The 20289-nt window shown below is 54.4% G+C and carries 20 protein-coding genes and 1 pseudogene; 16 read left to right on the top strand and 5 right to left on the bottom strand.

Translation table 11 applies throughout. From position 1 onward, the window contains the following. The first annotated feature begins 1 nt into the window (after position 1). From ACOJWD_RS03935 to ACOJWD_RS03910, 6 genes are all read left to right on the top strand, one after another. A complete protein-coding gene (locus tag ACOJWD_RS03935; RefSeq protein ID WP_486991919.1) occupies positions 2–514 on the top strand; it encodes a hypothetical protein in 513 nt (170 codons plus the stop codon). 14 nt (positions 515–528) lie between these two features. Next, entirely contained in the window at positions 529–1308 is a 780-nt protein-coding gene (locus ACOJWD_RS03930; protein ID WP_486991918.1) for a TIGR00282 family metallophosphoesterase, read from the top strand. Positions 1309–1321: 13 nt separating this feature from the next. After that, entirely contained in the window at positions 1322–2284 is a 963-nt protein-coding gene (locus tag ACOJWD_RS03925) for a dipeptidase (protein ID WP_486991917.1), read from the top strand. Between the two features lie 56 nt (positions 2285–2340). Then, a complete protein-coding gene (locus ACOJWD_RS03920; protein WP_486991916.1) occupies positions 2341–3810 on the top strand; it encodes a leucyl aminopeptidase in 1470 nt (489 codons plus the stop codon). 145 nt (positions 3811–3955) lie between these two features. Beyond that, positions 3956–4135, top strand: a complete 180-nt coding sequence (locus ACOJWD_RS03915) for a hypothetical protein (RefSeq protein ID WP_486991915.1) — start codon at positions 3956–3958, stop codon at positions 4133–4135. Between the two features lie 20 nt (positions 4136–4155). Further along, the gene (locus tag ACOJWD_RS03910) at positions 4156–4722 is read left to right on the top strand and encodes a hypothetical protein (protein ID WP_486991914.1); all 567 of its coding nucleotides are present in this window, start codon (positions 4156–4158) and stop codon (positions 4720–4722) included. On the opposite strand, the gene ACOJWD_RS03905 is transcribed toward ACOJWD_RS03910, so the two are convergent. From ACOJWD_RS03905 to ACOJWD_RS03895, 3 genes are read right to left on the bottom strand one after another with little or no spacing between them, the layout of a single operon-like run. Further along, entirely contained in the window at positions 4667–5260 is a 594-nt protein-coding gene (locus tag ACOJWD_RS03905; protein WP_486991913.1) for a DedA family protein, read from the bottom strand. The genes ACOJWD_RS03910 and ACOJWD_RS03905 overlap by 56 nt on opposite strands. 4 nt (positions 5261–5264) lie before the next feature. Further along, positions 5265–6269 (bottom strand): nitrilase-related carbon-nitrogen hydrolase, encoded by a 1005-nt coding sequence (locus ACOJWD_RS03900; RefSeq protein WP_486991912.1) that lies wholly within the window; start codon positions 6267–6269, stop codon positions 5265–5267. After that, on the bottom strand, positions 6266–6937 hold the full coding sequence (locus tag ACOJWD_RS03895; RefSeq protein WP_486991911.1) for a hypothetical protein: 672 nt from the start codon (positions 6935–6937) through the stop codon (positions 6266–6268). Before ACOJWD_RS03895 ends, ACOJWD_RS03900 begins: the two co-directional genes overlap by 4 nt. Positions 6938–7122: 185 nt before the next feature. On the opposite strand from ACOJWD_RS03895, the gene ACOJWD_RS03890 reads away from it, so the two are divergent. Genes ACOJWD_RS03890 through miaA form a run of 4 tightly spaced genes read left to right on the top strand, consistent with a single transcriptional unit; the run spans position 7123 to position 13082 of the window. Beyond that, on the top strand, positions 7123–7863 hold the full coding sequence (locus ACOJWD_RS03890; RefSeq protein WP_486991910.1) for a Ppx/GppA phosphatase family protein: 741 nt from the start codon (positions 7123–7125) through the stop codon (positions 7861–7863). Then, positions 7860–10418: a DNA mismatch repair protein MutS gene (gene mutS / locus ACOJWD_RS03885; RefSeq protein WP_486991909.1), complete on the top strand. Its 2559-nt coding sequence runs from the start codon at positions 7860–7862 to the stop codon at positions 10416–10418. The genes ACOJWD_RS03890 and mutS overlap by 4 nt, the downstream gene beginning before the upstream one ends. Continuing rightward, complete coding sequence (gene mutL, locus ACOJWD_RS03880) at positions 10415–12151, top strand: DNA mismatch repair endonuclease MutL (RefSeq protein WP_486991908.1); 1737 nt, start codon at positions 10415–10417, stop codon at positions 12149–12151. Before mutS ends, mutL begins: the two co-directional genes overlap by 4 nt. Beyond that, positions 12135–13082, top strand: a complete 948-nt coding sequence (miaA, locus tag ACOJWD_RS03875; protein ID WP_486991907.1) for a tRNA (adenosine(37)-N6)-dimethylallyltransferase MiaA — start codon at positions 12135–12137, stop codon at positions 13080–13082. Before mutL ends, miaA begins: the two co-directional genes overlap by 17 nt. Before the next feature lie 16 nt (positions 13083–13098). Here the strand turns inward: miaA and ACOJWD_RS03870 are convergent, their stop codons facing one another. Next, positions 13099–13959 carry a cell wall hydrolase gene (locus tag ACOJWD_RS03870; protein WP_486991906.1) on the bottom strand — a complete coding sequence of 287 codons (861 nt, stop codon included), beginning with the start codon at positions 13957–13959 and terminating at the stop codon, positions 13099–13101. Positions 13960–14101: 142 nt separating this feature from the next. Between ACOJWD_RS03870 and ACOJWD_RS03865 the strand changes: the two genes are divergently transcribed. The 3 genes and pseudogenes from ACOJWD_RS03865 to ACOJWD_RS03855 form a co-directional block, all read left to right on the top strand. After that, positions 14102–15100: an AAA family ATPase gene (locus tag ACOJWD_RS03865; RefSeq protein WP_486991905.1), complete on the top strand. Its 999-nt coding sequence runs from the start codon at positions 14102–14104 to the stop codon at positions 15098–15100. Continuing rightward, complete coding sequence (locus ACOJWD_RS03860; RefSeq protein ID WP_486991904.1) at positions 15100–15705, top strand: GTPase; 606 nt, start codon at positions 15100–15102, stop codon at positions 15703–15705. The genes ACOJWD_RS03865 and ACOJWD_RS03860 overlap by 1 nt, the downstream gene beginning before the upstream one ends. Before the next feature lie 83 nt (positions 15706–15788). Beyond that, positions 15789–16940 (top strand): annotated as a pseudogene (locus ACOJWD_RS03855) (methionine gamma-lyase family protein); the annotation flags it as partial. Here the strand turns inward: ACOJWD_RS03855 and lexA are convergent. After that, entirely contained in the window at positions 16930–17532 is a 603-nt protein-coding gene (gene lexA / locus ACOJWD_RS03850) for a transcriptional repressor LexA (RefSeq protein ID WP_486991903.1), read from the bottom strand. The pseudogene ACOJWD_RS03855 and the gene lexA overlap by 11 nt on opposite strands. Positions 17533–17591: 59 nt before the next feature. Between lexA and ACOJWD_RS03845 the strand changes: the two genes are divergently transcribed. The 3 genes from ACOJWD_RS03845 to ACOJWD_RS03835 form a co-directional block, all read left to right on the top strand. Further along, the gene (locus ACOJWD_RS03845) at positions 17592–18581 is read left to right on the top strand and encodes a CPBP family intramembrane glutamic endopeptidase (protein ID WP_486991902.1); all 990 of its coding nucleotides are present in this window, start codon (positions 17592–17594) and stop codon (positions 18579–18581) included. Positions 18582–18873: 292 nt separating this feature from the next. Beyond that, positions 18874–20013, top strand: a complete 1140-nt coding sequence (locus ACOJWD_RS03840; protein ID WP_486991901.1) for an acyl-CoA dehydrogenase family protein — start codon at positions 18874–18876, stop codon at positions 20011–20013. A gap of 37 nt (positions 20014–20050) precedes the next feature. Continuing rightward, positions 20051–20289, top strand: a 239-nt coding sequence (locus tag ACOJWD_RS03835) for an SCP2 sterol-binding domain-containing protein (RefSeq protein ID WP_486991900.1), incomplete at its 3' end; no start/stop codon positions are given.

The raw sequence follows: 20289 nt of genomic DNA, 5'->3' as shown, positions 1-20289 counted from the left end.
CATGCACATGCCGTCTTTCGGTTGGGGTGGAAGTACACGAGGTCTGGGAACCTTGATTGCGGTAATTATGCGGTATCCGGAAGTGTCCAGCGTGCAGTGCAATCCCGAAGCGAAGACGATGTTGGTGACGTTTGTCGTCAGGGGAACCGTTGACGAAACCGTGTGGAGTACGGTGGCTGAAGATGCTCAAAGTGCTCTGACTACCTATCGGGAGATGACACGGCGCCCGTTGCAGACGCTTTCACTAGGGTACGCGCCGCAAGGGGCGGTAAGCACGATAGAACTGGTGCGAGACACCGATACCGTCTCCGTGGAAGAGATCGGGATACTGATTGAGATGTTGCGTGACCAGGCTGAGATGACCGTTTTATTTGATCCCCATGACCTTTTAGAAGAGGACATGATGGTCCAAGAAGAGACCATTCAGGAGCGCCTACATGCGTTGGTGCAAGAAGGATCGGGACAGTTGGTGGCCATGCGGGATGAAGGACGTGTGCTGATTTTCAATACGTAGAGGAGGATCGCACCATGCGGGTACTGTTGGTGGGCGACATCGTGGGCAAAACGGGACGGCGAATGATTGGCCAACATATCCGGCAGTTGCGCAAGGAGTATGCCTTGGACTTCGTGGTGGCGAACGGTGAGAATGCGGCCGGGGGAAACGGCCTGACCCATGATGTATTGGACGAGCTTCTCAGCGCGGGCATTGACGTACTCACCTCCGGGAATCATATCTTTGATAAGAAGGAAATCTTTTCGTTTATTGACGATGTGCCGCAAGTCTTGCGTCCGTTGAACTTACCTCCTGGAACACCCGGACGAGGTTATGTGGTAATGACCTCAGTGGGTCTACCTATTGCGATCATCAATCTCGCCGGCCGGGCCTTTATGCCCTTTGCTTATGATGACCCATTGCGTGCCATGGACACGTTGTTGACTGGTCTGGTCGAGCATACGCCCATTATTTTGGTGGATTTTCACGCTGAAACCACGTCGGAGAAAGCCGCGTTGGGTTGGTATCTAGATGGGCGCGTGTCGGTCGTGGTGGGTACTCATACTCATGTCCAAACCGCAGACGAAAGGATTCTTCCGCAGGGGACGGCGTTTATCACCGATCTGGGCATGACAGGTCCGATGGATTCGGTGATAGGGGTGAAGACGGAATTGGTCATCCAAAAGATGCTGACCCAATTGCCGGTTCGCTTCGATACCCAGGTGGGTCGGGGACAATTGGGGGGCCTGATTGTGGACATTGAGGATGATTCGGGGCGTTGCAGTCGCGTCGAGCGCTTTCTCATTCGAGAATAAAAGGGGGATGGCGATGGAATTTCATGGTCGCTATATGCCGGTAGTCGATACACACGCGGATAGTTTGGGAGCGGTATTGCGTAATGAGCGCCGTCTTGCCGACCGCGGTAGCCAAGGTCAATTAGATTTTCCACGCATGGCCGAGGGCGGGCACACGCTCCAGTTTTTTTCCTTATGGGTGGAACCCGAATATAAGCCGGAACGAGCCCGTGCCCGCCTGTTGCAATACCTCGACGCCTTTTGGGAAGAAGTAGGAGCTCATCCTGACGCGATTTCAGTGGTGACGGACCGTGCTAGCCTGGAAGCGCTGCTCACGTCCCGGAAGATCGGGGGCGTGCCGTCGATCGAGGGGGCCGAGGGAGTAGGGACGGACCCCTTTATGGTCCGTTTGTTGTATCGGATGGGAGTGAGACTCATGAGCCTCACCTGGAACGAGCGCAATGCGCTGGCCGATGGTGCCGGCGAAGAACCCGGTGGTGGTGGGGTGAGTCGCGCGGGTCGTGAGATAATTCGGGAAATGAATCGTGTGGGCATGATTGTGGATGTGTCGCATATTGCGGAAGCTGGTTTTTGGGATGTTCTGGAGATCTCGGAACAGGCGGTGATTGCTTCACATTCCAATTGCCGTGCCTTGGCCACGCACCGCCGGAATCTGTCCGATGAACAAATACGAGCTCTCGCGAAGCACGGGGGGGTTCAAGGAATCACTTTCGTTCGGGGATTTCTGCAGGGAACTGAAGATATCGAGTGTGTAATTGACCACATGGAGCATGCCTTAGCCGTGGTGGGTGATGACCAGCACTTAGGTTTAGGGTCGGACTTTGATGGCGTCGATAACCCGGTAACGGGACTCGAAGACGTGACATGCCTGCCGCGGCTTGCGGAACGCATGAGCGATCGTGGGCTCTCCGATGAGACTGTCAGTCGGATTTTGGGCTACAATTATATTGAGTTTCTGCGGCGGGCTTGGACATAGTACGCGAAAGGTGACGAGTGGCCAAATATAGAGAGACGTGGACGAGGAGGATTTTAGTGGAGATACATATTGCAACGCAAACGGTATTTGAGGTGGAACAAGATCTGCTGGTGTTCGGAGTGTTTCAACATGGTGCACTCAGTGATGAATTGGAGCAACTCAACCAGCGGTTAAACGGAGCGTTGGCAGACGCCATGCAACGCTGGGAATTTCGAGCCCAATGGCTCGAAACCTGGGTATCGTCCACGTTAGGGACTATCAAGGCGCCCCGAGTCATGATTCTTGGCCTTGGAAAGGCTGAGGAATGGACTGACCGACGGGTGCGCATGTTTGCCGGACAGGCTGCTCAGAAAGCCTCCAAGGGTCGATATCGTCGTGTCGGTTTAGTGGCCCCTGAGTCTTCTCGCATTGCGGGCAATATGGCAGAGCTAATGACGGAAGGATTTTTGTTGGGGCAGTGGGAGTTTGACAGCTACAAGTCAGACGAGTCCAGACTACCAGCGGAAGAATTGTTGCTCATTGGTGTCAGTAGCAAGGACGGCGATGCCGTAGAGCGAGGTCAAGTATTAGCAGAAGCGCAAAATTTGGTTAGAGATTTAGGCATGCGGCCATCGAATCTGCTGTATCCGGAGATTTTAGCCGAGGAGGCCGTGAAGGCCGGTCAAACGTACGGTTTTTCAGTAGAAGTGTTTGACGAAAAGAAGTTGCACGAATTAGGGATGGGAGCCCTTTTAGGTGTAGGCAGTGGCAGCGTATTTCCGCCTCGGATGGTGGTCATGCGCTACAACGGAGGAGGCGAGCGAACCCTCGCTCTGGTAGGCAAAGGAATAACCTTTGATTCGGGCGGTATTAGTTTGAAGCCGGGTCTAGGGATGGAAGATATGAAATTTGACATGTTGGGAGCCGGGGCGGTCTTGGGAAGCGTCATCGCGCTTAGCCGATTACACGTGCCCATCAATGTGGTGGGGATTATGGCAATCGCACAAAACATGCCGTCTGGCTCAGCCTATAAGCCCGGAGATGTGGTCAAGGCATTTAATGGCAAGACTATTGAAGTCACCAATACGGATGCAGAGGGTCGCGTGGCGCTCGCTGATGGGGTGAGTTATGCCGCACACCTCGGGGTGGATTGGATTGTTGAAACGTCGACGCTCACGGGAGCGATTGTGGTTGCATTGGGTCATGAAGCGACAGGATTGGTGTCACCCGATGATGCCTTGGCGAGTCTGGTGTTGCAAGCGTCCGAACACAGCGGGGAGCATGTGTGGCGCCTTCCTATCTATCCTGAATATCGCAAACTGTATCGATCTGATGTCGCGGACATGAAGAATTCTCCAGGGCGCGATGCGGGATCGATCACTGCCGGTATGATCATATCGGAATTTGCAGGTGAAATTCCGTTTGCGCATCTCGATATTGCGGGTACGGCCTGGACCCCCAAGAGTCCGCTTAATCGCACAAAAAATGGGCCGACTGGCGTCATGGTCCGAACCTTTGTGTCACTAGCAGAAATGTTGAGCCACTGATTTCAAGACGATAAAGACGCGAATGGAAAAAGGGAGCCTTTAGGGGCTCCCTTTTTGTGAGGAATAAATTCCCATATCTTTCGGTATACTGGAGCAGAGGGAGGGGAGTACCATTCGCTTTCGGCACAATGATGAAGTAGAATTGATGCGCCTCAAACGACAAGTTCAAGAACTGCAGCGCGAACTGACGCGGGTACGGGCCAGCCGGCGAGTGCTTTTGGAGCTAGTCGCTTTTCAGGAGAAACAGCAGCGGTTGCGTATCGGCTCTCTAGAGAAGGAAATGAGACGCCTGCGTCATCGTCACCATCCCACTAGCATGTCCTAAGCACGATTAGGAGGATGCTGATGTCCAGTGATTATGCGACGCTCTTCATCGCGTGTGTCATGGGTTATGAGGTTCGAAACTCGCTCAGATTGGGCGAAGGCAGAGTGGCACTCGCCCGCACGATATGGCTTGCGCTGTCTCTGGTTGTGGTCTTCCTCGTACCGCAATTTCCGTTGGTCGGCATGCGGGTTGCCTGGTTGGCGAGTGGAATATTTCTGATCTGGCACGGCGCACATAATTTCTTCTCGAAACAGCACCGTGCCTTGCAGTTCCTTCCAGTACTATTGGACGCAGCGGGGTCTTGGATGGCATTGATGCTGGCTGGTGCGAGTGCCACACCGCTGATTTCTGGAGCGGTCGCGGGGATGCTGTTACCGGTCGCTCTCGGTCCATGGCCGTCATCTGCAGGACGATGGCTGCGTCCTGTGGAGTCCTTGATGATGTGTACTGTAGGAAGCCGGGCCATCATGTTAGGTATTATGGGAACGACCGCCGATCGGTGGCCCATCTTGCTGTTTACCATCCCAGGCCTCATGGTGTGGGAGATTTCCGGCGTCGAAACACGACCGAGAGTGCCCATACAATAAGGAGCACCAGGACGCCGGCCAGGAAGTAATGGGTCCATCCTCCGAGATGCTTCCAACTGGAACCTAGGCGATATCCAAGATAGGTAAATAGTACCGTCCACGGCAACGCACCCAGAAACGAGAATGCCAGAAACCGACCGTAGGCCATGTCAGCCATTCCAGCGGGTAGCGAAATATAGGTTCGCACTCCGGGGAGGAGTCGTCCAAAGAACACGGCGCCATCACCATGACGGTTAAACCAGTCTTGAGCTCGGTCGATTTCATGGCGTCTTACGCCCACAAACCGGCCATACCGTTCTATTAGCGGGCGGCCACCGTAGCGGGCAATAAGGTAGCCTATCGTTGCGCCGACCAATCCTCCCAGAAGACCGGCAGCCATTGCCATCACCAGCGACGTGCGGCCTAAATACGCTAAGTATCCTGCATACGGTAAAATGACTTCCGACGGTACCGGGATATAGGAGCTTTCCAGAATCATTCCAATAAAGATTCCATATACGCCGAGACCCAGTATTGCTTGGGTGGCATGCGTCAACATAATGTTAATGGTCCTCCTCAACGTGATAAAGTGCGTTCATGAACTCGGCGTCGGGCACAGGAAACTGTTGATGGTGCTGCTGGCGGAAATCCTCCAGCGACTTTAACGACACGCTGCCGATCACTAGTCCTTCGCCGACCGCGGTTGGTGATTCGGCAATAATGCCGGTGCCCTGAGGACTGATTTCGATGGGCACATAGATTCCCGCTTTTCCAGTTAATCGAATGCCAAACAAGTTTCCGGTAAGGGCGCCGACCACGCCTATAAAGGGAACGTCTTGCACGCGCGAAAAACAGCCGCGACGGGCTTTTCCCTCCGTGTAGCGTGCTTCAGGATCGGCAATCGGCACAGCGACAATTCGGGCCCCTTGATGCTCTGAGAGGCGAAAACTCTCAAAATAGCTGGCATCGTTGCAGACCCAGGTACTGAGCCCGAGCGGATTTAATGGGGCGGTGAGGCGACCGCTTCCGGAAGCTATGCCCCAGCTTTTTTCCTGCGGCAGCAGATGCCATTTGGCCTGTCGTCTACACTCTCGTCCCTCCAGATCAAATGTGAGCGCCATGTTGAGGAGTTGGCCCCTTTCGAGAAATAGGCTAGTGCCGGCGACGGTGGTGATGCGATACTGGCGAGCAAAATGACTCATCCAGCGAATCCAAAATTTATTAATAGAGGGTGAAAGAGATCGTAGTAGTAACCCTACGCTTGAATCCGTGAGCGTATGCGCGCCGACGGTGGTCGGCATGATACAACCCAAGAGGGAGAGAGGAAGATATTCCGGAAATACGATGAGATGGACCCGAGACGCACTGGCTCGGGCAAAAACCTCGCTAAGTCTTTTGACCCACTCATCAACATGATTCACCGGACTTCCATCCCACTGCACAGCCGCAACTTTGACATGATCGGAGGGTAATGGTGGTAAGGGAGCGGCCGCGGCGGGCGTTGGTTGCTGGCGCGCAAGTTTATAGTCCAATAGGGCTCGAAGGACAAGACGGGTGAAGGGATTCATGGCATCCACCAAGGGTGAGCACGAAAGGCCGCGACTTGGAGGTCACGCTGAAGTGAGACGATCTTTTTGTCGTCGTGCAAGTGAGAAAAATTGAGCTCCATGGTATAACACGCGTCCACTAAGGATAGGGCCACAACGCCTTCTTCCGCCGGATCTAACTCACAGGGGACGTAGCATTGGGGAGGAAACGAGGACAGGCGTAGCCCATAAATTTGATTCGCCTGTACGATGCGCCATAACGGATCCAAATATGGGAACAGGGAATGGTACGCGGGTTCGAAGACGATGACCAGTTCCACACCGGCCTGCGCGAGCGCCCGCGGAATTTCCGGTATCCGTAGCGCATGAGGATCCAGATACGCTATATAGCGGCTCTGATAGCGCCAGACGCATCCAGGACCCACAGCAAGCGCACTGCTCGCCCAGTCTCGACTGTCTCGTGTATAACCGGATGACAGATGAAGCTCAGTGGTAGAAAGAGCGAGCAGCTGCGTTTCAGCCCATCCCGCCCAGGTGCGCATTGCGGTTTCCGTGGGTAGCTCAGGGGTGATCCAGATGGTGAGGTCCCATCCAGATGCCGGGGCCGGCAAGGGGGCTTCATATAAGATTCTAATTTTTGTGGTCACGTGCGCTCTCCCTCGGTCATTGGCCTCGTATCGACTGTTCATAGGTGCTCCCCCCTGGGGAAAAGTGCAGACATCACCACAGGCAGTTCTCCCAGCAAATGAGGCCATATCTCTTATTCTATCATGACGGAGTGCGGTTAAGCCTTTGCTATAATGGACCAAAATACCGTTTTGTCGAAACTGCGTAGTCCGGTTTTGAGAGACGCGGTGGGAGTGGAGGAAATGGTGTGCCCCCAGTAGCGATTGCTAAGATTGGTTCGACCAGCAGTACCCTCCTGGTTGCAGAGGTGCTGCACCGTCCGATTCTGCGTCGGCAACGGTTAATAAATTTATTTTCTCCCAATGGTCCCGCTGACCTTATTGAGCTTCTGGCAGAGTGGCGCATGGTGGTAGACACGGTTGGCAGCCCCGTGCTGATGGCCGGAGGCGAAGCGTTGCGGCGACAGCCAGCGCTCTTAGAGCGGGTGCGGATGGAAAATGCCCATTGGTGGGATTTGAGCGGGGTTGAGGAAGGGAGAGTCGCTTGGATGGCGGTGAAAGCAGAGATACCATCGGCCGATATAGTAGTAGACATTGGCGGCGGCAGTACCGAGATTATCACTGGACGTGACGCATGGAGTTTCCCGGTAGGGGCTGCACAAGGGGAATTAGAGATTACTCCCTGGCCCCACTTGCACGGGGTAAAGAGCCCCGTTTTCATTGGTGGTACGGCGGCAGCACTGCAGCGATTTCGTCCGAAACCGTTATATACAGCCCAAGATGCCCTCGACTTGATGGCCGTGGCGGATTCGCCAACGCAAGAACTTGGTGGTGTTGACCCGGCGCGCCGGGCACTTTTACCTCAGGGCCTACGATTATGGCTTTCTATTTTGGCTAAGGCTTGTTGGACCAATTTTATGGTATCAGACCGCGGACTCACTGAAGGCCTCTGGTTGTGTGCTAGTCTGGGGCGAAATCCACGGCGATGACTAAGACGGCCAAACCCACGCCCATGCTAGAACAGTATTGGCACTTAAAGACAGAACAACCGCAAGCACTGCTCCTCTTTCGTCTGGGGGACTTTTATGAGCTTTTTGAAGAAGATGCCATAGTAGCGGCGCCGATCTTAGATGTGCAGTTAACCTCGCGCGACGGTCGTGTTCCTATGTGCGGAGTGCCCCATCATGCCGTAAATCAATATGTTCAGCGGTTGTTGCAGTCAGGATATACGGTGGCGATTGCTGAACAGATGGAGGATCCACAGATGTCGCGGGGATTGGTGGACCGTCAAATTGTGCGAGTGGTCACGCCGGGAACCGTCATTCCTGAAGACGAGAGCGGGAGTCCTCAACTTGCTGTGCTGTGGCGATCTCACGACCACTGGGCCATGGTGATGGCCCAACTCTCTACAGGCAAGATCCACGTCGTCGAGGGTGGCTTACGGTCAAAACACATACAGCAGCTTAAAAACTTATGGGAGGTTTGGAAGCCTGATGAGTATTTAAGCAACTGGGACTGGGAAACGGGCGTGTCTTCACACCGGGTGCCGGTGGATCCCTATGTGGTGCGCTTAGATAGGCGAGCGCTGGAGCAAATGGTGTCAGAGAGGATGGGGGCATCTAGTTTGCGGAGGTGGGGACTCGAGGATCGGCCGGTCGTACAAGAGGCACTTGGCGTACTATGGCGATATCTTGAGGCCACTCAAAAGCGCGCTGCAGCACACTTAGTGGACGTGGTGGTGCATTCGTTAAACGGTGAAATGGCGATGGGAGCCCGAGCCATTTCACAATTGGATGTCTTGGATGGGCCCTACTCTCTTTATGCAAGACTCAATGCGACCTGTACTCCGATGGGGGCGCGGCAACTGAAAGAGTGGTTGCAGCACCCGCTTGTTGACTATACGGGCATTGCGGAGCGATCGGCGACGGTGGCATTTTGGGTATCGCACGCCGTCGAACGCGATCAGCTTCGTGAGGCGCTAAAAACCATGGGTGACCTGAGTCGTCGTGTGGCGCGAGTCGTGCTAGATATCGGGAAACCGCGCGATGTGCTGGGTATACATGACGCGCTGTCGGTAGTTCCTACCGTCCTTGACCTCGTCACTCGCAGTGGCCACTGGATGCCAGACCCAGAGATTGACTTTGAGGCGTTGTCTCTCTTGCGGGACCGTATTGGTGTGATCGAGCGAACCCCTGTTCCCGCACGGTGGGACGATACTCCCCTCATACAACGTGGGACTGATGACCATGTCGACCGACATCACCTGCTGCTGGAGAATCAGCGCCAGGCCCTATTAGCGTTAGAAGACGAGGAGCGCCATCGGTCGGGAATTAAGTCTCTCAAGGTAGGGTATCATCGAACTTTTGGCTATTATCTGGAGGTTTTACGGAGTCAGGTAGCACTGGTGCCGACGGATTGGCAACGGCGGCAAAGCACCACTCACAGCGAACGATTTTCGTCTGAGCCATTGCAGATGCTCGAGCGCGCGATCCATAGTGCAGAACAGGACTTGCGATCGGAAGAAAATCAGTGGGCACAAAATTTGCAGGCGTGGGTTAAGGAAGCGGCGGCGCAACTGACGCGCTGTGGCCACTGGCTGGCTGAGGTAGACGTGCTGGTGGCGTTAGCTGAAGTCGCAGTGCGTAGCCGATGGGCCCTGCCACAATTTCATGAAAAAATAGAGGGTATGGAGATGCGTGATATTCGTCACCCAGTATTGGAAGGACTGCTACCCGAATATGTAGCCAGCGACCTGGCGGTGTCAGGCGTGGAAAGTACGCTCATTATTACCGGACCCAACATGGGTGGCAAATCGACGTTTATGCGGGCGGTGGCGCAGAATGTGATTTTGGCGCAGATGGGGGCGTTTGTCGCGGCGCGTGAGTATCGTGCGCCCTTATTTGATGCCATTCACACGCGGGTCGGGGCAGACGATGATCTTGCTCGAGGACAGTCCACTTTTATGGTGGAAATGGAAGAAGTGGCCGCCATTTTGGCGACGGCAACCGCTCAGAGTCTCATCATACTGGACGAATTAGGACGCGGGACGTCGACTTACGATGGTTTAGCCATTGCGCAGGCAGTCATCGAACAGCTGGCCTCAGCGGATGGCCCCATGACGCTCTTTGCGACCCACTATCATGAATTGACTTCACTGGCACAAAGTCAACCGCGGGTTATCAATTTAACGGTTGAGGTCGATGAGCGGTCGTCAGGACTAGTGTTCACTCACCGGGTGGTGCCGGGATCTGCCTCGAAGTCCTATGGGCTGGAGGTCGCAAAATTGGCAGGAATTCCTCCTTCCGTCATCCGGAGGGCTGAATACCACTTGAGATCACTGGAACCGGGGCACCGCGGGGTGCCAGGGGCAGCCGAGATTATCCCGGAGCAACTGACGTTCTATGACGGTCAATCGACGGTACGGGATCTGATGGAAGCGCTGCGTGGTCTCGAACCCGATGCGATCTCGCCGCGCGAGGCTTGGGCGTGGGTTGACGAATGGAAGCGGCGTCTGGATGACGATGCCAAGGGCGGGAAGCGATGAGGGCCATTCATCGGTTGGATCCAGTGGTGGCCAATCAGATTGCTGCGGGAGAAGTGGTGGAGAGGCCGGCATCCGCGGTCAAAGAGTTAATCGAGAATAGCCTTGACGCTCAAGCGTCACAAATTCTCGTTCGGGTGGAGGACGGAGGTCGCACCCTCATAGACATTCGGGATGACGGAATGGGCATTGCCGAGGAGGATGTAGCCCTCGCCGTAGAACGGCATACCACTTCGAAGTTAACACGTCTCGAAGACTTGGAAACACAAAGCACGTTAGGATTTCGTGGCGAGGCGCTAGCGGCGATTGCGTCTGTCAGTGAACTGCGAATAAGTTCTCGTACGGGATTGAGTGCGGTAGGATATCAAGTGCAGGTGGACTACGGAATGGTGTCTCCCGTCACTGCGGTGGCGATGGGACGGGGTACACGAGTCCAGGTGAGGCACTTATTTAGTCAGCACCCTGCGCGCGCCAAGGCCTTGCGGAGTGCCTCTGCCGAGTTTGGGCAGATTCAGCATATTGTGCAGCAGTTAGCCATTGGTCGGCCGGATGTTCAGTTTGAACTGACGACAGCGGAACGCACGGTGTGTCAAACGCCGGGCCAAAATGATGCTCTTGCCGCTCTTTTAGCGGTGTTCGGTCGCGACCTCGCGAATGACGTGATACGGGTACAGTACACCAGTGAAAGAGGATGGAAAATTTCAGGGTTCATTGCGCCCGCGCATCGGCACCGAGCCAATCGCTTTGGACAGGCTCTTTATATCAACGGCCGTTGGATTACCAACTACGGCCTGAGAGCGGTGGTAGAAGAGGCGTTTCGACCTCAGTTGCCCCATCGGCGGTTTCCTTATTTTTGGCTATGGATTGAGTTGCCGCCCGTGGAAGTGGACCCCAATGCGCATCCCTCTAAGGCGGAGGTGCGCATCTATGAAGAGCATGTGTTGAAGGCTATGCTCTATCGGCAAGTGCATGATGCCTTAGTCCGTTCCTCGAGCAGTATTGCCATGGGTGTACCTGATGAGAGACTGTCGCAAGGGACGGATTCGGAAATAGGCCCGTCTTCTAGAGAAGCTTTGCAAGGTACGTTGTTTGATGAGGTATCCAGCGCTAGCGAGGGCTCCGGAGCCGGAGAGGTCTTGCATCAAGAATTTCGCGATCTCACGCCGTTAGCCCAATGGCACGCTAAATACATCGTGGCTCAAGGCCCGAAGGGGTTGTATTTAGTCGACCAACATGCGGCTCACGAGCGTATTTACTACGAACGTTTTCGCCGACATGGTGCGCAACCGACCTTGGCTCAGTCACTGCTCATCCCCATTTCCGAGACGCTGTCGGGCCAAGAGTGGTCAGTCCTTCAACACCATGGCGATGACCTCCTTCGCATGGGATTTCAGATTGATACTCTCGGCGGACGCACAGTAGTGATACGCGCGGTGCCTACGGCCTTTCATGACTTAGATAGCCATCAAGGGCTCTTTCGTACGGTGATTGAACTGATGAGCGGGGACTTGGCTTTCGGTCAGCATCCGGTGAGTTGGGCGGAGGACGCGTTTTATGCCATGGCGGCGTGTAAGGCGGCTATTAAGGCCAATCGTCCGCTGTCGCAGCTAGACATGGTGCAATTGCTCGAGGAGATGAGCCGGGTGAACGACCCCCGGGGGTGCCCTCATGGGCGGCCGACGCTCATCCTATTGACGTTGGAGGAGGTAGACAGGCGATTTGGACGACGAGCATAGCCAAGCTACCGTCCCCGTGCTGGTCATAGCTGGGCCGACGGCAGTGGGCAAGACGGAGATCGGGCTGAGAGTGGCCAGAGCGCTTCATGGTGAAATAATTTCTGTGGACTCTGCAGCAGTGTTTCGCGGACTAGACATTGGTACGGCGAAGCCGAGTCTCCAAGATCGAGCGCAGATTGCGCACCACATGATTGATGTTGTGGATCCTCAGGATGTATTCTCGGTTGCGGATTTCCAACAGCAGGCAGCCGCGGCCATGGTGGCGATCCAACGTCGCGGCCACCTTCCGGTCATCGTAGGGGGAACGGGATTATGGATACGGGCATTGATTCGCAACTATGATTTTCCTAAGGAAGCCGATCGGTCACCGTTAAGACAAGAACTAGCACATGTTGCTGCCAGGTACGGATTGGATTCCCTTGCTCGTCAACTTAGGGTGATTGACCCCAGAAGTTACGCCGCGATTCACCCGAACGATCAACGTCGCCTGATTCGCGCAATCGAAGTATTTCAGACGACCGGCAAGCGATTGGTTCGTGATGCGTCTCCTGCTTCCCCTTTTCGCGCGGTGTACTGGGTGATGACGCGTCCGATCGCGGAATTGAATGAACGAATCGCGTTGCGCTCGCGGATGATGATTGAGTCGGGGTTGGTTGGTGAGGTGGCGAATCTTTTACGGTCGGGCGTGTCACCTCGGGCACAAAGTGTCAATTCCATTGGGTATCGTGAAACGATTGACTATCTTTATGGACGTCTGACCGAACGCGAGCGCGATGATCTCATCATTCGCCATACACAACAGTTTGCCCGTCGACAACTTACATGGTTTCGTTCCGAAAAGGACGCAAGATGGTTGGACCTATCTTCGTGGTCGCTTGAGGAGGCAGAAGAGAAGATTGTCGCGGCAATGCAGCGCGAGCAGCGTCCATAATATCCATGTCGGTGGCCTATTGGCAGAATTCTTGCTGTCCGATGAGGATGTCTGGTTTGAGAGTTTGCATCCAAGCCGAGTGGGGCAGCGAGGGATTAAAGAAATAGAGCGCCCCCGGGGTAGGATCCCATCCCGATGCAGCGGCTTGCGCTGCCATGAGCGCTTCGGCAGAGGGGGCGGCGTAATACGCTCCATCGCTCACGCTGTCGAACTGCCCGGGTTGAAAGATGACTCCTGAAAGCGTTTTCGGGAATCCGGGTGTGCGCAACCTATTGAGCACGACGGCGGCCACAGCCACCTGACCTAGGTAGGGCTGGTTACCGGCCTCGCCTTGGATAAGGTGCGCAAGCATCAGGATGTCCGCGGAGGGGAGCGTCGATGGAGGGAGCCCGAGACGGGGTGCCGTAGATAGTGTCGTGGCGATGGAAGACGATTTGGCGGTCTCCAGGCGGTCAACAGCGCGCCCTCGTGTTGTCAGCGGGATTACTAGACGTTGGCCTGCCTTAATTTGGGGTCCAGTCAGGTGGTTCGCTGACTCTATTTCAGCGATGCTTACTCGATATTGCAGGGCGATCTGTGAGAGCGTATTTCCCCACTGTACCTCATACCATTGAATGTGTATCACTTGGGGATGATTGTCATCCGGAGCATCAATGCGACCTTTGGCGGCTATCCCGATGAGGATCCGTAAGTCGCTGCCTTTGGCATGCGGCGCCGTTACCGGGAATTTTTCGACAGGTAGTCGCGGGGGTGCGATCGCATCATGCGTGATATGAGAAAATGCCAGTCCGAAGAGGAGCGCGATGACGGCAGTAATGATCGGTTCAAACCATCGCGAGCGAGTGAACGGGGAGGGTGCGCTGGAGGATATGGACATTCGCTTTCCACCTTTCAAGTTCTTGTCCATATATGTATATGCAGGCATATCCCAAATTCTTCCTCATTTTTCATGGTGAGCAATCGGACAGATTTTCTGTCCCGACTCGTATAGTGAGGTAATAGGGAATGGGGGGAAATCCATGGCGCACATGTATTCGCACGAGGGGACCACGCCAGGGTCTCCTGAAGAGGTGTTTTACCGGGTCGAAGCCGGTACTTTGGCACCAGATTCCGCCATGGAACTTTTAATGCGCTTTCAGGCAGATCGAGTAAAAGGGGGAAATGCACCCGTAAAACGTGAGCGGATGGAATCGATGCGGGAATCGGCGGATGAGGTGCTCGAGGAATTTGCACAGCTTGTGGGACTTTTGGAGATCAAACGCATTATGAACGACATTCGATGCTATGTGCAAATCCAGGAAATGCGGGACCGCATGGGTCTTCTACGGAGTCAACAGAGCTTTCATATGGTCTTTTCCGGACCTCCTGGGACGGGCAAGACCACCGTTGCGCGCTATATGGGAAGGCTATTTCAGTCCTTAGGAGCCCTCCCCAAAGGGCATATGATCGAGGTTGAACGTGCCGATTTGGTGGGAGAATATATTGGCCATACCGCGCAGAAAACGCGGGATATGGTCAAGCGGGCGTTAGGCGGGGTATTGTTTGTTGATGAGGCGTATTCCCTAGCCCGCGGAGGGGAAAAAGATTTTGGCAAAGAGGCTATCGATGCTTTAGTGGCGGCCATGGAAAATCACCGTGATGAGCTCTTAGTGATATTGGCCGGCTATCCTGACGAAATGCGCTCGTTTATGGACAGTAATCCCGGGCTTTTATCTCGCTTTCCCATCCGTCTCGAATTCCAAGACTATAGTGCGCTGGAGCTAGTTCAGATCGCTGAGTTGATGGTACGCGATCGTGACTACCAACTTTCCGCCGACGCCAAAGCGGGGCTTTTGCATTTACTGGGCGACCATGAAGGCTATTGGCATCGTAATGCCGGCAACGCTCGTATGATGCGGAATTTATTGGAACACAGCATCCGTAGGCAAGCGGTACGCTTGAGCGCAAGGCGATTACCGCTATCACGTCACGATTTAATGATCTTGACCTGGGCTGACTTCGAAGGAGGTGGGCAATAGTGGAGCTCCTCATTGTGGGTAAGCCGAATGTGGGGAAAACGCTTCTTCTGATTAATTTTGCCGCCTACCTAGGGGTCAAGGAGTTGCGTATCGATGTAGACGATGGCGAGGGGGTGGCCCGACGGGAAAATCTCAGCTTGGAGCGAGCGCGTCGAGACCTGGTATCGCTGGCCTCGCCAAAAACACAAGGCCTACAAACCGTAGTGCTAGAGCCGGCTATAGCGCGTCAACGTGCGGCGCTCGTGGTCTTAGATACTTGTGGTATTGCCGAGGGAATTTCCGAGCAGGCGCAAGAACGCCAGCAAGTGGCGTTAACATTGGAGAGAATATTCCGGGCGGACCTCATTTTGCATGTGGTGGACGCCTCCGCGACGACGTTGCGCCGCATTGAGACGCCGGGTCCATTTGACTTCGCGTTAGCAGAGTATGGTCGGATGCACACCCGATATTTCTTGGCGGCCAATAAGATGGACCGCCCGGGATCCTCAGATGGATATCGCTTACTTAAGGAGCGCTTTCGTGGACTCTCGGTGACTCCCATCTCGGCCATGACACGTCGAGGGTTCCGTGAGGTGAAATACTGGCTCTTTCGTGCAGTTCTCTAGCCGATTTTCGTATCTGATAAAGTGCGGTATGATGTGACGACGAGGAGGCGGACACCACGAATCTTGAGCATAACGCACAATTACGACAGCAGTGGCAAGGTATCGAACAGGTGGTGCGTGCCAACACGCGGCGCATGGTGGACGCATTCCGATTGAGCGGGTTAACCTCCGTGGATCTGATGGGGAGCACCGGATATGGGTATGATGATCGAGGAAGGTCTCGTCTCGATGAGATTGTGGCCTCTGTGTTTGGCACGGAATCAGCCATGATGCGTTCTCAATGGGCCTCTGGCACGCATGCTCTGACGACGGCCTTAAAGGCTGTCACGGTACAAAGCGGCCGTTTGGTCATTGTATCGGGGACTCCTTACGACACAATATTGCCAACGTTATCGCAGTTGGAGAAAAGAGGTGTCAAGGTGGAGATTGGCTACCTCAGTGTGCAAAGTGACCGAAGGGTGTTTCCGGCGGATTTAGCACCGCGCGATGTGGTCTATATTCAGCGCTCGCGAGGCTATGCGAGTCGACCGTCGTGGGGAAAATCCGAGATTGCTCCGATTGTGGAGTGGGCCCGTCAGGCTCACGCTATTGTCATGGTGGATAACTGCTACGGAGAATTTACCCAGCCTGAGGAGCCCGGGCATTGGGGGGCAGACTTAGTGGTTGGAAGCCTCATGAAGAATCCCGGGGGGACGATCGCTCCCACCGGAGCCTATGTTGCCGGTCGGCGCGACTTAGTTCAGCAGGTCGCAGAAGAACTCTATTCGCCCGGCATCGGTGGCGAGGTTGGTGCGACCGCTCCGTATCTGCGGCTTATGGCGCAAGGATTCTTTTTGGCACCGCAATTAGTGGGAGAATCTCTCATGGGCGGCCTCTACCTCAGCCATGCGGCTTTTCAGCGGGGAATTGCGGCTTGGCCCGCCTATGATGATGCCAATCGCAACGATATCGTGGTGGCATTGGATCTAGAACGCGCGGACCGAGTGGTCGCATTTTGCCGTGCGATTCAAGCGTGGTCTCCTGTCGATGCCACAGCCAGTCCCGAACCGTGGCAGATGCCGGGATATGATCACCCGGTCGTCATGGCGGCAGGTGGGTTTGTGTCCGGCGGCTCTTTGGAACTGTCGGCGGATGCACCGATGCGGCCGCCGTACACGGTCTACGTGCAAGCAGGAACGAATCGCTGGCACACCGAGTTAGCTGTTGATGCCGCGTTAAATAGCTTTATCGATTAAATGACCGGACCAATCCGATCACTCGACCGATGACTTGGATGTCTGGATGCCGTATGGGTTGATATCGATCATTGGCGGGGTTCAACTGAACGTAGTCGGCGTGGCGCTCGAAATATTTGACCGTCGACTCCTCACCAATGAGGGCAATCACAATTTCGCCGTTATTGGCGGTTTCGGTCAATTCGACGGCCACCATGTCACCGTCATAAATGCCGGCATTAATCATCGAATCGCCCTGCACCCGAAGAAAGTAGTCCGGTGCGCGCGTAAAGAGGTCTTTAGACAATCGAAAGCGGGATTCTTGATTCTCGACGGCCAACACTGGTACACCGGCTGTGACGCGTCCGATAAGGGGGGCATCAATGGCGATCGGACGGTCCTGAACGCTCCAAGCGCGACGCTTAGTGGCGGGATGAGACAGTCGGCCACTTGTTTCCAACGCTTTAAGGTATCTTGCAACACTGGCGGTAGAGCGTAGACCCACGGCGGCACCAATCTCTCTAACTGATGGCGGATAACCGTTTTGGTCAATATATAATTCAATAAAAGAAAGTATTTGATCTTGTCGATGAACTCCACTTTGTCGCGTCATGGTAACTCCTGTTTTTGAGCCTCATTATAGCATGGAATGAGCAACGAGGAGGCGAGCGTTTGATTCGAGCGCGGCATACATTGGTGGCACTTGTGGGAATCTTCCTCTACTTTTTAGCGGCATGGGGGAGTGCGCACGAGAGTGCTTCAGGGAGTGCCATTTTATTGGCCGTAGTGAGTATCTTTGGGCTTGGCGCGGCGGCGTATCTCGGATGGGGGATGTGGTCTACCTCCGTGATCACATTATTGGCGTCAGTGGCCATCCTCCTGGTGGCCCCCAACCGCAGTGTGGGCGTTGTCCTGGTAGCCCTCGCTTTTGCGCTCACCGTCAGTTGGTGGAGTGGTCGCACTAGTCGTTGGCCGCTGTCGCCACTGGACGCCTTTATGCCTATCGTTGTTATGGTGTTAGTATCTTTGAACTTGTCGGCGATGCTCTCTTTGAGGGCACACGCCGTCACTACGCATAGTGTCTATGCGCTGGTCATATTATATTTGGCCACACCTCCTTGGGAGTGGGCGGTGTCAATAGCAACTTTGGTGCAGTGTGGGTATTTGGCTCAATTCATCCGCGAGCGCTATCGATTGCATGTATCTTTCTTGAGGAATATGGGTTTGGGCATCTTGGTCGGGGTCGGCATGATCTTCCTGACGGCGGTCATCGTGAGTCTCGAAACACAAGGATTTCATATTCACGTGGTGGCTAATAACCCTTTTGTCACCACCCCCGGGCTGAGGAATCATCGCATTCTGCCCGCTCTTTTGGTGGGCATCGGCGTCATCATCCTAGCACCCATTGCGGAAGAGGCGCTGTTTCGAGGCGTCCTCTTTTCCACGCTATCAGAGCGTTGGGGGTATGCGTTGGGTAGCTTAGTCTCAGCGGCAATCTTTGGGCTGGCGCATTTGGATATGACCTTGTTTGTTCCGCTGGCTGTGGCCGGATTAGTGCTCAACGCCCTTTATCGGTCGACAAAGTCGCTAGTGCCCGGGACCTTCGCTCATATGACCCTGAATGCCATTTCGGTGATTACCTCCCTCGGAATCTTGCGATGAGGATTGCTGCTCGTGGCGCCGTTCCTCTTCACTTTGCACAACATCAGCCTTCACTGAAAGCCCCACCGTCTCTGCAATCGATAGTAGTGTGATATTTTCGCTATTGCCATGGGATGGGCAAGACGCCGCTCTAGGAGGGTGTTTGGCCAATGGGTTGTCCTCCTTCTCTCGGTATGGACTATAGCGTGCTTCGCATCAGATTTTTCATGCAATAGCGTCAGAGAATCTTTTCCGAAAACATTTGCTATGGTAAAATAATGTTGCGTGCAGGTATTTGGAAGGAGTGAAGAGTGTGGATTTTTCTCTCACACCCGAACAGGAGGAATTGCGTGAGTGGGCCCATGGGTTCGCAGAGCGTGAGATTCGTCCGCTCGCCGCTGAATATGACGAGCGAGAAGAGATCCCTACGGAGGTGCTTAAGAAAGCGGCGCAAGTTGGTCTGCTGTCTTACGCCATGCCGGAAGAATATGGGGGCAGTGGGGTTACCAGCTTACTGAGCAACCTAATCATATCGGAAGAACTGTTCTGGGGGTGTGCTGGCATCGCCACAGCAATGGGGGGTATCGGTCTTGCAGCACTCCCGATTCTAGAAATGGGGAGTGAGGAACAAAAAAAGACCTGGCTTCCATTGTTTACCGATCCAGATCATGTGCGATTGGGTGCGATGTGTTTGACGGAGCCGAATGCGGGATCAGATGTAGTCAATATGTCGACGCGAGCGATTCGTGATGGAAACGATTATGTCATTAACGGTACCAAAACGTTTATTACCAACGGCGGGATTGCTGACGTTTATGTGGTCTTTGCCAAAACCGATCCCGAGGCGGGCTACGCTGGGGTATCGGCCTTTGTGATGGACAAAGACACCCCAGGATTGAGTGGCGGAAAAAAGTTTAAAAAACTAGGACTTCGTGCCAGCCATACCGCCGAGGTGCGTTTTGACAACGTGCGGGTTCCCGCCGAAAATCGATTGGGTGCCGAGAACATGGCGTTTTTAGGCGCAATGAAGATGCTTGAGCATTCACGTCCGTCGGTCGCCATCGCGGCCATAGGCGTAGCCCGAGCAGCATACGAGTATGCCCTTCATTACGCCAAAGAGCGGGTTCAGTTTGGAAAGCCTATCATCGCTAATCAGGCGATTTCCTTTCCTCTGACAGAAATGCGGACAAAAATTGATGCTGGACGTCTCTTGGCTCATCGTGCAGCTTGGCTTGCTGACAATGGATTGTCATGTAATCTGGAAGGATCGATGGCGAAGGCGTTTTGTGGTGACATTGCCATGGAAGTAACCACGCAAGCGGTGCAAACTCTCGGCGGGTACGGGTATATGCGGGATTTTCCGGTGGAGAAATGGTTTCGCGATGCCAAAATTATGTCTATCTACGAGGGAACAACGCAGATCCAAAAGCGGGTTATGGCGCGTCTGTTATAATGGCGGCAAGGTAGGAGCACACACATAGGAGGAGTTTATGATGACGACCAAGGAAGTGTTTTCTGAATTAAAGACACGGCTCGAAGCCAAAGGTGCTCAACAGTTAAGTAATTCCCAAGGAATTTATCAATTCAATCTGACGGGTGACGACGCTGCTAATTATCATGTGCGGGTCACGGAATCTACGGCCGAGGTCGAAGAGGGTACAGCGAGTGATGCTGGGGTGACGATCACCATGACGGCAGAAGATTTTAAGGCCTTGGCGCAAGGGTCCCT

This window comes from Sulfobacillus sp. TH-112 (assembly GCF_057473405.1).
Note: the sequence above shows the minus strand (reverse complement) of the source record. Positions and strands in the feature narration are given on the sequence as shown.

Bases quoted from the DNA above. Each gene is read 5' to 3' on its own strand.
- ACOJWD_RS03930 (WP_486991918.1), top strand. From the start codon at position 529: ATGCGGGTACTGTTGGTGGGCGACATCGTGGGCAAAACGGGACGGCGA.
- ACOJWD_RS03925 (WP_486991917.1), top strand. From the start codon at position 1,322: ATGGAATTTCATGGTCGCTATATGCCGGTAGTCGATACACACGCGGAT.
- ACOJWD_RS03895 (WP_486991911.1), bottom strand. From the start codon at position 6,937: ATGAACAGTCGATACGAGGCCAATGACCGAGGGAGAGCGCACGTGACC.
- ACOJWD_RS03915 (WP_486991915.1), top strand. From the start codon at position 3,956: ATGCGCCTCAAACGACAAGTTCAAGAACTGCAGCGCGAACTGACGCGG.
- ACOJWD_RS03870 (WP_486991906.1), bottom strand. From the start codon at position 13,959: ATGTCCATATCCTCCAGCGCACCCTCCCCGTTCACTCGCTCGCGATGG.
- ACOJWD_RS03865 (WP_486991905.1), top strand. From the start codon at position 14,102: ATGGCGCACATGTATTCGCACGAGGGGACCACGCCAGGGTCTCCTGAA.
- lexA (WP_486991903.1), bottom strand. From the start codon at position 17,532: ATGACGCGACAAAGTGGAGTTCATCGACAAGATCAAATACTTTCTTTT.
- mutL (WP_486991908.1), top strand. From the start codon at position 10,415: ATGAGGGCCATTCATCGGTTGGATCCAGTGGTGGCCAATCAGATTGCT.
- ACOJWD_RS03910 (WP_486991914.1), top strand. From the start codon at position 4,156: ATGTCCAGTGATTATGCGACGCTCTTCATCGCGTGTGTCATGGGTTAT.
- ACOJWD_RS03905 (WP_486991913.1), bottom strand. From the start codon at position 5,260: ATGTTGACGCATGCCACCCAAGCAATACTGGGTCTCGGCGTATATGGA.
- ACOJWD_RS03935 (WP_486991919.1), top strand. From the start codon at position 2: ATGCACATGCCGTCTTTCGGTTGGGGTGGAAGTACACGAGGTCTGGGA.
- mutS (WP_486991909.1), top strand. From the start codon at position 7,860: ATGACTAAGACGGCCAAACCCACGCCCATGCTAGAACAGTATTGGCAC.
- ACOJWD_RS03900 (WP_486991912.1), bottom strand. From the start codon at position 6,269: ATGAATCCCTTCACCCGTCTTGTCCTTCGAGCCCTATTGGACTATAAA.